This window comes from Armatimonadota bacterium (genome assembly GCA_031459715.1).
Lineage (GTDB): Bacteria > Sysuimicrobiota > Sysuimicrobiia > Sysuimicrobiales > Humicultoraceae > Humicultor > Humicultor tengchongensis.
Map to the genome: position 1 here is coordinate 1 of JAVKIA010000047.1, position 14,147 is coordinate 14,147.

Here is a 14,147-nt window from a genome sequence, read left to right on the forward strand (position 1 = left end):
GGGCGCTTGGCGCCGACATGTTCCTGGCCAACGGATTCTTCCCCGACGGCGTGCTGACCATAAGAGCGATGAAGGCCCTGGACTACAATCCCAAGGTGATTCTGCAGGCAATAGGTACGCTCATCCCAGAGTGGGTGACGCAACTGGGGCCTGACGGCGACTACGTGGTCTCGGGGACGGCCATCCACCACAAGCTTCCCTATCCCGGCATCGCCGAGCTGAACCAGGTCGCCCGCGAACGGTGGAACCTGAAGTGGGCGCCGCTGTACTTCCTGTTCGGCTATGCCTGGGCCCAGTTGTTGCAGCAAGCCGTGGAAGGGGCCAAGAGCCTCAGCCATGCCGTGCTGGTGCGGTATATGCGTGAGACAACGTTTAAGACCGTCGCCGGGGAGTTGCGCTTCGACGAGAGGGGGTTGCCGGCACCGTACGAGTACGCGACGCAGGTGATCAACGGTGAGGTGGAGCTGATCTGGCCGCCCGGGCGCCGCTCGGCGCAGCCGGTCTACCCCAAACCGCCCTGGAGGCGGTAGTCCGCTCGTGGCCCAATTGCTCCAGGCGCTGGCCACCGGGCTCCTGACTGGCACTGTCTACGCGCTCCTGGGGGCCGGGTTCAGCCTGATCTGGGGCGTTGCGCATGTCATCAACATCGTCCACCCGGCGCTGGCAGTGGGGGCGGCATATGCGGTCTACCTGCTGGCGGCGCACGGCGTGGATCCCCTGGCCAGCCTGGCCGTGGTGGTGCCGCTCTTCTTCCTAGTGGGTGTCGGCTTCCACGAAGGGGTCATCCGCCCCGCCGCCCGGCGGGGCGGTGACCTGGTGCTGGTCTCCATGGTGCTGACCTTCGGGCTGGCCGCCGCGCTGGAGAACGTCCTGGCCGCGGTCTGGGGACCCGGGCCACGGGTGGTCAACGTAGCCTATACCGGCCGGGCGGTGCAGCTGGGCGGATTGGCCCTGCCGATTACACACCTGGCCGGCGCTGGCCTGGCCGCGGTGACAATCGCGGCACTGTACCTGTTTCTCCACAGGACATTCCCGGGCAAAGCTGTGCGTGCGGTCTGGCAGAATCCTGAGGGTGCCGCGCTTTGCGCCATCAATCTCCGCCAGGTCACAAGCCTCACCTACGGCCTGGCCATTGCTTCAGCCGGCGTGGCCGGTGTGGCCCTGGCCCTGATCTACAGCTTCTCCCCTGCGTCCCACCTGATGTGGCTCGTGTTCGTCTTCCTGGTAGTAATCGTGGGTGGAGTTGGCAGCCTGGTCGGCGCGGTGGTGGCCGGTATGCTGGTAGGGGCATTGACCAATCTCAGCACGCTGGTCATCCCCTTCGCCTGGGCGCCATTCCTCCTGTTTGCCTCGCTGGGTATCCTGCTGCTGTTGCGGCCGACGGGGTTGTTTAGACGATGAGGCGGGCGGTAGCTGCCGGCCTGGTGGCGGCCCTGCTCATCCTCCCCTGGGTGGGTACAGGGGAGTACCCGCTGGCGTTGCTGTACTCCACCTTCATGTACGCTGCGGTGGCGGTGGCCTGGAACGTTATTGGCGGGTTCGCAGGGTACCTGAGCTTTGGCCATGCCGCCTTCTTCGGTCTCGGTGGCTACACTACCGGATTTTTCCTGGTCCGGGCCGGGCTCTCGCCGTTCCTCACCGCACCGCTTGGCGCCGCGGTTGCGGCGGTGTTTGCCGCCCTGGCCGGGTACCCATGCCTGCGCCTGCGCGGCCCGTACTTCGCCGTGGTCACCATGATTCTGGGCCTGGCGGTGCGCGCCGTCGTCCTCAACCTCCCGTGGACCGGCGCGGCAGAGGGATTGTGGATGACACTCCCGCCGTGGGAGCCGCTGGTGGCGCGGCGTGCCTTCTACTACGCCATGCTGGCTGTGGCCCTGGTCACCGCTCTGGCCGGGCGGGCTGTGCGCCTGGGGAAGATGGGTGTTGGCCTGGAGGCGATTCGCGAGGATGAGGAGGCAGCGCAGAGCATCGGCGTCCCGGTGGTGCGGCTGAAGATGAGTGCATTGATCCTCAGCGCCGGACTGACCGGTCTGGTCGGAGGCATCTACGCCTACGACCGCTCCTACATCCATCCTGACTTCATGTTCGACCTCCACCTCTCAGTGCTGGCCGTGCTCATGGCGCTGCTGGGGGGACGGCAGTCCTGGGCCGGTCCGATCCTGGGTGCGGTGGTGGTGCGGCTGGTGGATGAGCTCCTCACTGTTCGGGTGGGGACCGAGGCTGCGCGCATCATCTTCGGCCTGGGGCTGGCCCTGGTGATCGTGCTGCTCCCCGAGGGGTTGCTGCCGCACCTGGAGCGGCTTCGGCGGCGCGCCCCCCGGCCGCCTGCGGCTGTCCCGGCAGCGGAGGCGCGGCCCTAAGTGCCATGCTACGGGTCAGTGGCGTCTCCAAGCGCTTCGGTGGCCTGGTGGTGTTGCGCTCGGTGAGCTTCCAGGTAGATGAGGGGGCCATCGTTGGCCTGATCGGTCCCAACGGCTCGGGCAAGACGACCATGTTTAACGTCATCACAGGCTTCCATCCGCCGGATGCCGGTGACGTGGTCTTCATGCGCCGCCGCCTGGTGGGCCTGCCTCCGTTCCAGATCGCACGGGCCGGTATCGCCCGGACGTTCCAGGTGGTTCGGCCGTTTGCCGGACTGACCACCACCGACAACGTCGCTGCTGCCGTCCTCTATGGCCGGGGAGTACGCCACATCCGCGAGGCCCGGGCTGAGGCTCGTCACTGGCTGCAGTACGTAGGCCTGGCAGGTGCGGTGGACGCACCCGTCAGTGTGCTGACACTGGGCGACAAGAAGCGCCTGGAGCTGGCCCGGGCGCTGGCCACCGGGCCGAGGTTGTTGCTGCTGGACGAGGTTTTCGCGGGCCTCAACCCTGCTGAGAGCGAGGGCGCCGTGGCCCTGGTGAGACGGATTCGTAATGAGCTGGGGATCACCGTGCTGCTGGTCGAGCACGTCATCCGCATTGTCATGGATCTGTGCGAGCACGTGGTGGTCCTGGGATCAGGCCAGGTCATCGCCCAGGGACCGCCTGCCGCGATCCAGGCAGACCCGCAGGTCCGTCAGATTTACCTGGGGGAGAACTACGGTGCTGCGCGTTGATGGCCTCTGCGCCGCCTACGGGGAGCTGGAGGTGCTCCACAGGGTATCCTTGACCGTTGACGCCGGCCAGTTCGTCAGCGTCATTGGTCCCAATGGTGCTGGCAAGACCACACTGTTGCGGGTTCTCTCTGGCCTCCACCCCATCACCCGGGGCACGGTGGTCTTCGACGGCGAACCGATTGCCGGGCTCCCCCCGGACCTCATCTGCGAGCGCGGCTTCGTCCATGTGCCCGAAGGTCGGCTGCTCTTCCCCGGCATGAGCGTGCGCGAACACCTGGAACTCGGTGCATACGGCCGGCGCGCCCGGATGCACCTGCGCGAGCAGATGGAGTATGTTTTGGCGCTCTTCCCGATCCTGCGCGAGCGTCAGGCTCAGCTGGCAGGTACACTTTCGGGCGGCGAACAGCAGATGCTGGCCGTTGCCCGGGCGCTCATGGCTCAGCCGCGGTTGCTGGCGCTCGATGAGCCGTCGCTTGGCCTTGCCCCTCGCGTGGCCGCCGAGATCTTCGCCGCCCTTCGACGGTTGAATCATGAGGGATTGACCATTCTCCTGATCTCTCAGGAAGTGACCCAGGCGCTTCGAATGGCTCACCGCGCATACGTGCTGGAGACGGGCCGGGTTATTTTGGACGGTCCGGGGCCGGCGCTGTTGCACAACGCGCAGATCGTCGCCTCCTACCTGGGCATAGTCTCCTCACCCTGAGGCTGGTGGCGCCACCTGCGGTCAGGCCACCGGACTGCCGGCTAAGTGTTGTCGCGGCGGCGCAAGGGGGGAGCTTCGCCGGCGGAGAGGTCCGCCACGAGCAGGACGGGGTTCTCCAGCAGGCGGCGCACCTCGCCCAGATAGCGGGCGGCCTCCGCGCCGTCGGTGACGCGGTGGTCGGCGGAGAGCGTGGCCTTCATCACGTGGGCCACGCGCACCGTCGCCCCCTCGGCCACCGGACGCGGCTGAGCGCTGCCCAGGGCCAGAATCGCCGCCTGGGGCGGATTGATGATGGCGGTGAAGCTCTCCACCTCGAACATCCCCAGGTTGCTCACGGTGAAGGTGGCATCCTGTAGCTCCTCCGGCCGCAACCGTCCCTGCCGGGCGCGCTCCGCCAGGTCAGCCGCCTCCCGGGCGATCTCCACCACCCCCTTGCGGTCGCAGTGGCGGATGACCGGAACGATCAGACCCTCCGGGAGGGCCAGGGCGAAGCCCAGGTGCACCTCCCCGTGGCGGCGTATCGCTTCTCCGGAGAAGGAGGCGTTGAGGTTGGGGTAGGCGCGCAGGGCCAGCGCCGCCGCCCGCATGATCAGGTCGTTGACGGAGACCACCTTGTCACCCAGGGCCTCGTTGAGCTGGCGGCGCACGGAGAGTGCCTCGTCCATGCGGATCTCCACCGTCACGTAGAAGTGGGGCGCCTGCTGCTTGCTCTCGCTCATCCGCCGGGCGATGGTGCGGCGCATGCGGCTGAGCGGCACCTCCTCCGTCACCGGGGGAACTGCCGCGGGTATCGGCGCGGGGGCCGCAGGTGCCGGCGCGGCCGCTGCGCGGCGGGCCAGGTGGGCCTCCACGTCCTCCTTGGTGATGCGGCCCTCCGGCCCTGTGCCCTGGACCTCCGCCAGATCGATCCCGTGCTCCCGGGCCAGCCGCCGCGCCAGGGGCGAGGCCTTGATCCGCTCCTCCGGGGGCACGCGCTGCGGCGCCTCCTTGGGCGCGGCCCGGGTGGGGGCGGGGGGTGCTGCGGCGGCGAGGGGGCGCTCAGGGGCTGAGGGCGCTTCGCCTGCAGCCTCCCCCGGCCGGGCGATGATGGCTATGGGCTGACCCACCGGCACCGTCTGGCCTTCGGGGACCAGGATCTGGGCCAGCACCCCGGCCTCGTCGGCCGGCAGCTCCACGTTGACCTTGTCCGTCTCGATCTCCGCCAGGGCCTCGCCCACCTGGACCGCTTCGCCCTGCTGCTTGATCCAGCGAAGGACCTTGCCCTCCGTCATGGCGTCGCCCATCTTGGGCATGATCACCTCGGCCATCGCGTCCTCCCGCTCTCCTATCGACCGCGGAGTCTCCAGCGCCTGCGCCGCATCGGTCTACTGGCGGTAGAGCGTGCGCCGGGCCGCGGCCACGATGTCCCGTTCGTGGGGCAAGGCCAGCAGCTCCAGGTTGCGGGCATACGGCATAGGCACGTCCGCGCCAGTAACCCGCTCCACCGGCGCGTCCAGCAGGTCGAAGGCCTCTTCCGAGATCAAGGCGGCGATCTCCGCCGCGGCGCCGAAGGGCTTCCACTGCTCCTGCACCACCACCGCCCGGTGGGTGCGGCGGACGGAGTGGATGACGGTCTCGCCATCCAGGGGCCTCAGCGTCCGCAGGTTGATCACCTCAGCCTCCACCCCCTCCCGCGCCAGATGCTCCGCCGCGGCCAGCGCCAGGTGCACCATCCGGCTGTAGGCTATCAGGGTGACGTCGCGGCCGCCCCGCATGACCTCGGCCCGGCCGAAGGGAATGGCGGCGTCGCCGTCGGGGACCTCCCCCTTCACCCCGTAGAGGGCGGCGTTCTCCAGGAAGATCACCGGATCCTGGCCGCGCAGCGCGGTGAGCAGCAGCCCGCGCACGTCCGCCGGCGTGGCCGGAAGCGCCACCTGCAGTCCGGGGAAGTGGGCGTATACCGCTTCCAGGCTCTGGGAGTGCTGTGCGGAGAGCTGCACCCCGGCGCCATTGGGGCCGCGGATCACCAGCGGCACCTCCACCTGACCGCCGGAGAAGTAGCGCAGCTTGGCCGCGTTGTTCAGGATCTGGTCGGCGGCCAGCAGGGAGAAGTTCCAGGTCATCACCTCCACCACGGGACGCAGCCCCAGCATGGCCATGCCGATGGCTGCGCCGATGAAGCCCAGCTCCGAGATGGGCGTGTCGATGACCCGCCGCGGCCCGTAGCGGCTGAGGAAGTCGGCGGTGATGCGGAAGGTGCCCTGGTAGACCCCGATGTCCTCGCCCAGCAGGACGACCGCCGGATTGCGGTCCATCTCCTCCATCAGGGTGGCCCGCAGCGCCTCGCGGTAAGTGGTGACCGCAGCCATGGCTAAGGCGCGTACACGTCCCGGGTCAGTTCCTCCGGCGGGGGCTCCGGGCTCTCCTCCGCGTAGCGCACGGCGGCGGCCACCACCTCCTGCGCCTCGCGCCGCAGGGCCTCCACCTGACCGTCGTCCAGCAGCCCCGCGGCGCGCAGCGCCCGTTCCAGCAGGAGGATCGGGTCCCGCGCCTTCCAGGCCTCCACCTCTTCCTTGGTGCGGTAGGGCTGGAAGAGATCGGCCGCGCCGTGGGCGACGAAGCGGTAGGTGATCGCCTCCACGGCGTAGGGGCGGCCGGTCTCCCGCACCTGCGCCGTGATCCGCCGCGCCGCGCGCCGCACCTCCAGGAAGTCCTGGCCGTCCAACCGCTCGTGGGGGATGCCGTGGATGCCGAACTTGGAGGCCAGGTCAGTGACCGCGGTGGAGCGCTCCACCGCCGTGCCCATGGCGTAGCGGTTGTTCTCCACGATGTAGACGATGGGGCACATTCCTTCCCGGCCCCACAGGCCGGCCATGTTCACCGGCTCGTGGAAGGAACCGGAGTTCATCGCTCCATCCCCCAGGAAACAGAGGCAGATGCGGTCGGTCCCCTGGTAGCGCAGGGCGTAGGCGGCGCCGGTGGCCAGGGGGATGTGGCCGCCCACGATGCCGTAGCCGCCGTAGAACCCGCGGCCGACGTCGAAGATGTGCATCGACCCGCCCTTGCCCTTGACCACGCCTGTTTGCCGGCCGAAGAGCTCGGCCATCACCGCCCCGGCCGGGGTGCCTCGGAAGATGGCGTGGGCGTGGTCGCGGTAGGCGGTGAAGAAGATATCGTCGGGACGCAGCACGGCCAGGAATCCCGCGGCCACCGCCTCCTGACCGCTGTAGAGGTGCAGGTAGCCCCCGATCTTGCCCCGGCGGAAGGCCCGCTCCGCTTCGTCTTCGAAGCGCCGGGCAATGAGCATCAGACGGTACCAGGGCAGGGCCTCTGCCAGGTCCGCGTCGGCCAGTGCGCCCGATTGCACCTCCGCCTCCCCGCGTTTTGTCGCCATGCCTCCCTCCCGAGAGCAGGCGCGCCGGCCCACAAAATACCTATCCATTATATCGGCACAAAGGGAGTTGGGAACCCGTCGAAGGCTCGTGATTGGCCCTCATGTAGTCTCTGGCCTATAATAGCAGTAATGCTCTCCGACATTCGGATCCTTCCTAAAGTCGAGCTGCACCTGCACCTGGAGACCTCGCTCCGCCTCCGCCGGCTGATGCAGCAGCGCCTGTCCGGGGATCCGCCCCTGGAGGGAGCCCACCTGGTGGCCGACCCACTGGCCTTCAGGGGGTACGATCGCCTGCGGCGCATGCGCTACGCCAGCCGGACGGGCCGCATCCCCGACGCCCTGTACACCCGGGAGAACATCACCCGCATCGCCGCCGAGATGCTGGCCGCTGCCGCCGCGCAGAACATCCGATACCTGGAGATCCGCGTGGGCGGGCGGCGGGGATTTTCCGTCCTGGGCGTGCGTCCCATGCTGGAAGCCATGGCCGCCGCCGCTGGGGCGGCCGCTCCACGGACCCAGGCAGGCTTCATCGTCACCGTGGTGCGGGAGCGTGGGCCGGAGGAGGCGGAGCAGATCGTGCAGCAGGCGGTGGCCTGCCGCGACTGCGGGGTGGTGGGAATCGACCTGGCCGGGGACGAGGCCAACTACCCGCCGGCGATGTTCGTGCGCGCGGTGGACCGGGCCCGGGAGGCGGGACTGGGCATCACCGTACACGCGGGGGAGTTCACCGGTCCGGCCAGCGTCTGGACAGCCATCTACCAGTTGGGTGCGCAGCGCATCGGGCATGGTATCCGCGCGGTAGAGGACCCGGAGCTGCTGGCCTACCTGCGGGAGCACCGGGTGACGCTGGAGCTCTGCCCCACCAGCAACCTCCGCCTGGGCCTGGTGACCTCGCTGGCGGAGCATCCCATGCGCACCCTGCTTAAAGCCGGCGTGCCGGTGACCGTGAACAGCGACGACCCCGTGCTGCTCGGTACCGACCTGACCCGGGAGCTGGCGGCTGTCCAGGTGGCGCTCGGGCTGTCCATGGAGACGGTGACCGCGCTGATGCGTAACGCCGCCCGCGCCGCCTTCCTCCCGCCGCAGCAGCGCGCGGCCCTGGAGGAGGAGGTAGCCCGGCCGCTGGCGGCCTCCTGATCCCTCAGGCGGTTCAAACATTTATATAATAAATATTTGACATACCCTCCGATTGCCGGTACACTGGCGGTGAGACCGAACTCCGGGGGAATGGTCCCGTGCCCGGACGTACACGCCGGTCAGGCAGTGGAGTTTCACCGCAGAGCAAGAAGTTCACCCGGCTGCGACGCCCGCTGCTTGCCACCCCCGCCACGCCTTTGCGCGAGGACGACGACTCTCTGCGCCGCTACCTGGAAGAGATCGGCCGCTTCCCTCTGCTTACCGAGCACGAGGAGGTGGCGCTGGCCCAGCGGGTGGAGCGGGGCGACCCGGAGGCACGGCGGCGGTTCATCGAGGCCAACCTGCGGCTGGTAGTCTTCGTGGCCAAGGGGTTTGCCGGACGAGGCCTGCCGCTGCTGGACCTCATCCAGGAGGGCAACCTGGGGTTGATCCGGGCCGTGGAGAAGTTCGACTGGCGCAAGGGCTACCGGTTCAGCGGGTACGCCATGTGGTGGATCACCCAGGCCATCGCCCGGGCCATCGCCAACAAGGCGCGGGCCATCCGGCTCCCGGTGCACGTCTCAGACCTGATCAGGAGGCAGACCGCCGCATCCCATCGGCTGGCCCAGCACCTGGGGCGGGAGCCCACGGTGGAGGAGCTGGCGCAGGCCCTGGGCCTGCCCGCGGCGCGGGTGCGGGAGCTCACCTGGCTGCAGCGGGAGCCGGTGTCCCTGGAGACCCCCGTTAACGACGAGGAAGACACCTCCCTGGGGGAGCTGCTGGCGGGGGAGGATGCCTCGCTTGAGGAGGGCGCCGCGCTGGTGGAGCTGCGCCTCCTGCTGGAGGAGGCCCTGGGGGCGCTGACCCCGCGGCAGCGCCAGGTGATCAGACGGCGCTTCGGTCTGGGAGAGGACCGGCCGCGCACCCTGCAGGAGATCGGCAGGGAGATGGGGCTGACCCGGGAGCGCGTGCGCCAGATCGAGGCCGCCGCCCTGGGGATCCTGCGGAGGCGGTCGGAGTGGCTGCGCGGCGTGGTGGCCTAGTCCGCGGCGAAGGGGTGCCTCATCCTGTGGGTGATGACCGCCTCGTCCAGCGGGCATAGGGTGCACAGGTGAGACCAGCGGTGGAGAAGGGGACGCGGTGGCGGATTCTGGAGGAAGTGCACCGGCGCGGCCGGGCCAGCGTGGCCGACCTGGCGCGCAGCACCGGGGTCAACCCTGCGACCGTGCACCACCACCTGGCCAGGCTGGAACGGGAGGGGCTGGTCCTGACCGAAGCCATGCGCCAGGGGCCGGGACGACCGCGCCTGGTCTGCGTCCTCAGCGAGCAGGGGCGGGGGCTGTTCCCCCAGGGATACCGATGGCTGGCCGAGGAGATCCTGGAGACGCTGCACGCGCTGGAAGGCCCGGGCCGGCTGAACCGGGTGCTCCGCCGGGTAGGGGACCGTCTGGCCGCCCGTTTCCGCAGCCGGCTGGGCGACCTGGCCGGAGAGGAGCGGCTGGCGGAGGTTGTGGCCATCCTGGGTGAGATGGGGTTCGAGCCGTCCCTCCAGAGGACCCGGGAGGGGCTCTCCCTGTGCAACCGCAACTGCCCCGTGTGGGGCGTGGCTCAGAAGTACCCGCAGCTCTGCCTGATGGAGCACCGCCTGGTGGATACCCTCCTGGTGGCGCAGACGCGCCGTACCGAGTACCGCCTGGGGGGAGCACCGGTGTGTACCTACCTGGTTTGACAGTGATGCACGCCCGCCAATAGAATGAGTAGGAGATTGTTGACCTGACCGGTCAAGAATCGGGGTGGCATGTGGCGGACCTGGAGATTCGCGACCTGCACGTGCAGGTCGAGGAGAAGGTCATCCTCAAAGGCGTCTCTCTGGCGGTGAACAAAGGGGAGATCCACGCCCTGATGGGGCCCAACGGCTCGGGCAAGAGCACGCTGGCCAACGTCCTGATGGGTAACCCCTTTTACCAGGTGGTGAAGGGGGACGTCCTGTACAAGGGAGAGGACCTGCTGGCCATGGCTCCAGACGAGCGGGCACGCCGCGGCCTCTTCATCGCCTTCCAGTACCCGGTGGCCATCCCGGGGGTGACCATGGCCTCCTTCCTGCGCACCGCCGTCAGCGCGCGACGCGGCTATGACAGGGAGCTGATGCCGGTCGCCGAATTCCAGAAGGTGCTGCGGGCTCGGATCGAGGAGCTGAAGATCGATCCGGCCATTACCGGGCGCTACGTGAACGAAGGCTTCTCCGGCGGGGAGAAGAAGCGGGCGGAGATCTTGCAGATGGCACTGCTGGAGCCGGAGATCGCCATCATGGACGAGACCGACTCCGGGCTGGACATCGACTCGGTGAAGATCGTGGCTGACGGCGTGAACCGCATGTTCGAGGCGGCGCGGGGGCAGATGGGCATCCTGGTGATCACCCACTACTCCCGGATCCTCCAGTTCATCAGGCCGGACCAGGTGCACGTGATGTTCGACGGGCGGCTGGTGGTCTCCGGCGGCCCCGAGCTGGCCGAGGAGCTGGAGCAGAGCGGCTACGAGGGGATCAAGTCTCAGGTGGACGTGGTGCACGCCGAGGTAGCGGAGAGCGGAGCGGTGCGGCGCGCGGGGAAGGTCTTCTGGGTGGTGCACTGAGATGGCCACGCAGAGCCCGCTGGGCATCGACCTGGAACACTACAAGTGGGGTTTCCGGGAGCCGGAGCGTTACGTCTTCAAGGCGCGGCCGGGCCTGGACGCCCAGGTGGTGGAGCAGATCTCCTACCTGAAGGGCGAACCGGAGTGGATGCGCGCCTTCCGCCTCCACGCTTACGAGCACTGGACCCGCCGCCCCCTGCCCACCTGGGGGCCGGACCTCTCCACCATCAACTTCGATGAGATCTACTACTACATCCAGCCGATGGAGAAGCAGAGCCGCACCTGGGAGGACCTCCCCGCTGAGATCAAGCGGACCTACGACCGCCTGGGCATCCCTGAGGCGGAGCGGAAGTTCCTGGCCGGCGTGGGCGCCCAGTACGAGAGCCAGGTTGTCTACCACAACCTGAAGGAGGAGTGGGAGAGGCTGGGGGTCATCTTCCTGGACACCGACACTGCTGTGCAGAAGTACCCCGACCTGGTGCGGGAGTACTTCGGCACCGTGGTCCCCCCCGAGGACAACAAGTTCGCCGCCCTGAACTCGGCGGTCTGGTCGGGCGGCTCCTTTATCTACGTGCCCGAGGGCGTGCGCGTGGACATCCCCCTGCAGGCCTACTTCCGCATCAACGCTGAGCGCATGGGGCAGTTCGAGCGCACCCTGATCATCTGCGAGCCCGGCTCTTACGTGCACTATGTAGAGGGATGTCTGCCGCCTGGCGAGCTCGTAAGCACCGGAGACCGCTGGGTCAATATCGAGTCCGTCCGTCCGGGTGACACTGTGATGGACAGCCACGGCAACGAGGCGGTCGTCAAGAGCGTTCGCGCCCGGCCATTCAAGGGCAACATGATGACGATCCGCCCGCTGTCCCCCGCCAACGCGTTCCAGGTAACGCCCGAGCATCCCGTGATGGCCGTCAAGCGGCATGATGTAGCCGTGCGACGACGAGCGCGACGGGCATGGCGGGTCGAAGTCGACACCAGCCGGCTGATTGCCAGCAAGCCCCGGTTCGTGCCGGCGGGTCGACTGGAGGCCGGCGACTTCCTTGTCTTCCCGATCCCCAAGGTGACGCGGGAAAACCCGCGCTACACGCAGGTAATCCTGCGACTGCTGGGGTACTACCTCGCAGAGGGCTCCGCTTACGTCCACAACAAGCTTAACCAGCCTGTGGTCTCCTTCAGCTTCAACGAAGGCGAGCGGGAGCACATCGACGAGGTGAAGGCGCTCGTCGAGGGGTTTACCGGGAAGCGACCCATGGAGATTCGGCAGGCGGCGCGCCACTCGGTCGAGGTCAGGGTGTACTCCCGCGAGCTGATGGATCTGTGCGTGACCGAGTGCGGCCGGGGCGCCGCGGACAAGCAGTTGAGCAAGTCTATCATGGAGCTGCCGCCCGCGCAGCAGGCTCACCTGCTTGACGCCTACTTGAAAGGCGACGGCAGCGTCTACACCAGGCGGAAGCACAAGGTGGTACGCGCGTCGACAGCTTCGAAGCAGCTGGCTTGGCAACTGCAAGAGCTGCTCGCGCGCCAGGGGCACTTTGCGACGATTAGCGTGCGCCGTGGGGGCAAGGATGCCATTGCGGGCCGTGAGATCACGCGCCGCGATCAGTACGTCCTCTACTTTTCACCTGACAAGCAGCAGAGTGAGGTACGCCGGGGCAACGGGTACTTCCTGGTGCCGATCAAGAAGATCACGCAAACGCCGTACGACGGTCCGGTGTTCAACCTGGAGCTGATGACAGCGCCGAATGCCTACGTGACCCGCGGGTTTGCCGTGCACAACTGTACCGCCCCCATCTACACCACCGACTCCCTGCACTCGGCGGTGGTGGAGATCATCGTCAAGGAGGGGGCGCGCTGCCGCTATACCACCATCCAGAACTGGTCGCCCAACGTCTACAACCTGGTGACCAAGCGCGCCGTGGCCTACCGCGACGCCACCATGGAGTGGGTGGACGGGAACATCGGCTCCAAGGTCACGGCCAAGTACCCTTCGGTGTACATGCTGGAGCCTGGGGCCAAGGCGGAGATCCTATCCGTGGCCTACGCCGGCCGCGGGCAGCACCAGGACCCCGGGGGCAAGGTGATCCACGCCGCCCCCTACACCCAGTCCAGCATTGTCAGCAAGTCCATCGCCAAGGACGGGGGGCGGGCCGGCTACCGAGGGCTGGTCAAGGTCTACTCCGGGGCGAAGGGGAGCCGCTGCGCGGTACGCTGCGACGCGCTCATCCTGGACGAGCGCAGCCGCTCCGACACCTATCCCTACATGGAGATCGACGAAGAGGACGTGCAGATCACCCACGAGGCCACCGTCTCCAAAGTCAGCGACGAGCAGCTCTTCTACCTCATGGCCCGCGGGATCAAGGCCGACGAGGCCATGGGCATGATCGTCCGCGGCTTCATCGAGCCCATCACCAAGGAGCTGCCCCTGGAGTACGCGGTGGAGCTCAACCGCCTGATCGCCCTGGAAATGGAAGGGTCTGTTGGTTAGGTGCAGACACTGGGCTTGAGCGCTGCCGCCGTGGAGGCGGTGGGGGAGCATAGCGGAGAGCCGTCCTGGATGCGGGAGCGGCGGCGGGAGGCCTGGCGGCTCTACGAGGCCCTCCCTCTGCCTGATCCCACCAGCGAGGCCTGGCGGCGCACCGACATCAGCGGGTTGCGGCTGGACGGGCTGCGGGTCCCCCTGGACGGGGTGGAGCCGGAGCAGAAGGAGGGACTTCCCTCGGTCCTGGCCGCCGCCCTGGGCGGGGAAGAGCCGGCGGGGCTGCTGGTGCAGCGCGACGGCCAGACGGTGCAGGCCGCCCTGCAGGAGGCGGTGGCGCGGCAGGGTGTCCTCTTCCTGGACCTGGACCGGGCCACCGCGCAGGTCCCGGAGCTGGTCCGGCAGCACTTCCTCTCCCTGGTCAGTCCCCACGAGCTGAAGTTCCGCGCCCTGCACGTCGCCCTTCGCCGCGGCGGGACCTTACTCTACGTCCCCCCCGGTGTGGAGGTGGCCCGGCCGCTGGTAAGCGCCTCCTGGGTGGACACGCCGGGCGCGCTGCTGGCCCCCCACACGCTGCTGGTGGCCGGGGAGGGCAGCCGGGTCACGCTGGTCGACCTCTTCGCCTCGGAGGAGACGGAGGCGCAGACGGTGGTCAGCGGCGCCGTGGAGCTGGTGGTGGGCGACGGCGCCCAGGTGCGTTACGTGGCCTTCCAGCACTGGGGGGTCAACGTCTGGGAGTTCGGCCTGATCC

At 68.3% G+C, this 14,147-nt stretch carries 14 protein-coding genes; 11 read left to right on the forward strand and 3 right to left on the reverse strand.

Translation table 11 applies throughout. From position 1 onward, the window contains the following. The 5 genes from QN152_12585 to QN152_12605 form a co-directional block, all read left to right on the forward strand. On the forward strand, positions 1-530 hold a 530-nt coding region (locus QN152_12585), incomplete at its 5' end, for an ABC transporter substrate-binding protein (GenBank protein MDR7540344.1). Positions 531-537: 7 nt separating this feature from the next. Continuing rightward, positions 538-1,401, forward strand: a complete 864-nt coding sequence (locus tag QN152_12590; GenBank protein MDR7540345.1) for a branched-chain amino acid ABC transporter permease — start codon at positions 538-540, stop codon at positions 1,399-1,401. Beyond that, a complete protein-coding gene (locus tag QN152_12595; protein MDR7540346.1) occupies positions 1,398-2,360 on the forward strand; it encodes a branched-chain amino acid ABC transporter permease in 963 nt (320 codons plus the stop codon). Before QN152_12590 ends, QN152_12595 begins: the two co-directional genes overlap by 4 nt. Positions 2,361-2,365: 5 nt before the next feature. Next, positions 2,366-3,097 (forward strand): ABC transporter ATP-binding protein, encoded by a 732-nt coding sequence (locus QN152_12600; protein MDR7540347.1) that lies wholly within the window; start codon positions 2,366-2,368, stop codon positions 3,095-3,097. Then, the gene (locus tag QN152_12605) at positions 3,084-3,800 is read left to right on the forward strand and encodes an ABC transporter ATP-binding protein (GenBank protein ID MDR7540348.1); all 717 of its coding nucleotides are present in this window, start codon (positions 3,084-3,086) and stop codon (positions 3,798-3,800) included. Before QN152_12600 ends, QN152_12605 begins: the two co-directional genes overlap by 14 nt. 41 nt (positions 3,801-3,841) lie before the next feature. On the opposite strand, the gene QN152_12610 is transcribed toward QN152_12605, so the two are convergent. From QN152_12610 to QN152_12620, 3 genes are read right to left on the reverse strand one after another with little or no spacing between them, the layout of a single operon-like run. Then, complete coding sequence (locus QN152_12610) at positions 3,842-5,107, reverse strand: dihydrolipoamide acetyltransferase family protein (GenBank protein MDR7540349.1); 1,266 nt, start codon at positions 5,105-5,107, stop codon at positions 3,842-3,844. Positions 5,108-5,164: 57 nt separating this feature from the next. Then, a complete protein-coding gene (locus QN152_12615) occupies positions 5,165-6,148 on the reverse strand; it encodes an alpha-ketoacid dehydrogenase subunit beta (protein ID MDR7540350.1) in 984 nt (327 codons plus the stop codon). A gap of 2 nt (positions 6,149-6,150) precedes the next feature. Further along, the gene (locus QN152_12620; GenBank protein ID MDR7540351.1) at positions 6,151-7,173 is read right to left on the reverse strand and encodes a thiamine pyrophosphate-dependent enzyme; all 1,023 of its coding nucleotides are present in this window, start codon (positions 7,171-7,173) and stop codon (positions 6,151-6,153) included. A 129-nt stretch (positions 7,174-7,302) separates the two neighbouring features. Between QN152_12620 and add the strand changes: the two genes are divergently transcribed. From add to QN152_12650, 6 genes are all read left to right on the forward strand, one after another. Further along, positions 7,303-8,310 carry an adenosine deaminase gene (gene add, locus QN152_12625; protein ID MDR7540352.1) on the forward strand — a complete coding sequence of 336 codons (1,008 nt, stop codon included), beginning with the start codon at positions 7,303-7,305 and terminating at the stop codon, positions 8,308-8,310. 98 nt (positions 8,311-8,408) lie between these two features. Continuing rightward, positions 8,409-9,332: a sigma-70 family RNA polymerase sigma factor gene (locus QN152_12630; GenBank protein MDR7540353.1), complete on the forward strand. Its 924-nt coding sequence runs from the start codon at positions 8,409-8,411 to the stop codon at positions 9,330-9,332. A gap of 80 nt (positions 9,333-9,412) precedes the next feature. Continuing rightward, positions 9,413-10,018, forward strand: a complete 606-nt coding sequence (locus tag QN152_12635; GenBank protein MDR7540354.1) for a winged helix-turn-helix transcriptional regulator — start codon at positions 9,413-9,415, stop codon at positions 10,016-10,018. A 71-nt stretch (positions 10,019-10,089) separates the two neighbouring features. Further along, the gene (gene sufC / locus QN152_12640) at positions 10,090-10,920 is read left to right on the forward strand and encodes a Fe-S cluster assembly ATPase SufC (protein ID MDR7540355.1); all 831 of its coding nucleotides are present in this window, start codon (positions 10,090-10,092) and stop codon (positions 10,918-10,920) included. Between the two features lies 1 nt (position 10,921). After that, on the forward strand, positions 10,922-13,405 hold the full coding sequence (sufB, locus tag QN152_12645; GenBank protein ID MDR7540356.1) for a Fe-S cluster assembly protein SufB: 2,484 nt from the start codon (positions 10,922-10,924) through the stop codon (positions 13,403-13,405). After that, the coding region (locus QN152_12650) for a SufD family Fe-S cluster assembly protein (GenBank protein ID MDR7540357.1) at positions 13,406-14,147 on the forward strand (742 nt) is incomplete at its 3' end.

Bases quoted from the DNA above. Each gene is read 5' to 3' on its own strand.
- sufB (MDR7540356.1), top strand. From the start codon at position 10,922: ATGGCCACGCAGAGCCCGCTGGGCATCGACCTGGAACACTACAAGTGG.
- add (MDR7540352.1), top strand. From the start codon at position 7,303: ATGCTCTCCGACATTCGGATCCTTCCTAAAGTCGAGCTGCACCTGCAC.
- QN152_12600 (MDR7540347.1), top strand. From the start codon at position 2,366: ATGCTACGGGTCAGTGGCGTCTCCAAGCGCTTCGGTGGCCTGGTGGTG.
- QN152_12615 (MDR7540350.1), bottom strand. From the start codon at position 6,148: ATGGCTGCGGTCACCACTTACCGCGAGGCGCTGCGGGCCACCCTGATG.
- QN152_12610 (MDR7540349.1), bottom strand. From the start codon at position 5,107: ATGGCCGAGGTGATCATGCCCAAGATGGGCGACGCCATGACGGAGGGC.
- QN152_12620 (MDR7540351.1), bottom strand. From the start codon at position 7,173: ATGGCGACAAAACGCGGGGAGGCGGAGGTGCAATCGGGCGCACTGGCC.
- QN152_12595 (MDR7540346.1), top strand. From the start codon at position 1,398: ATGAGGCGGGCGGTAGCTGCCGGCCTGGTGGCGGCCCTGCTCATCCTC.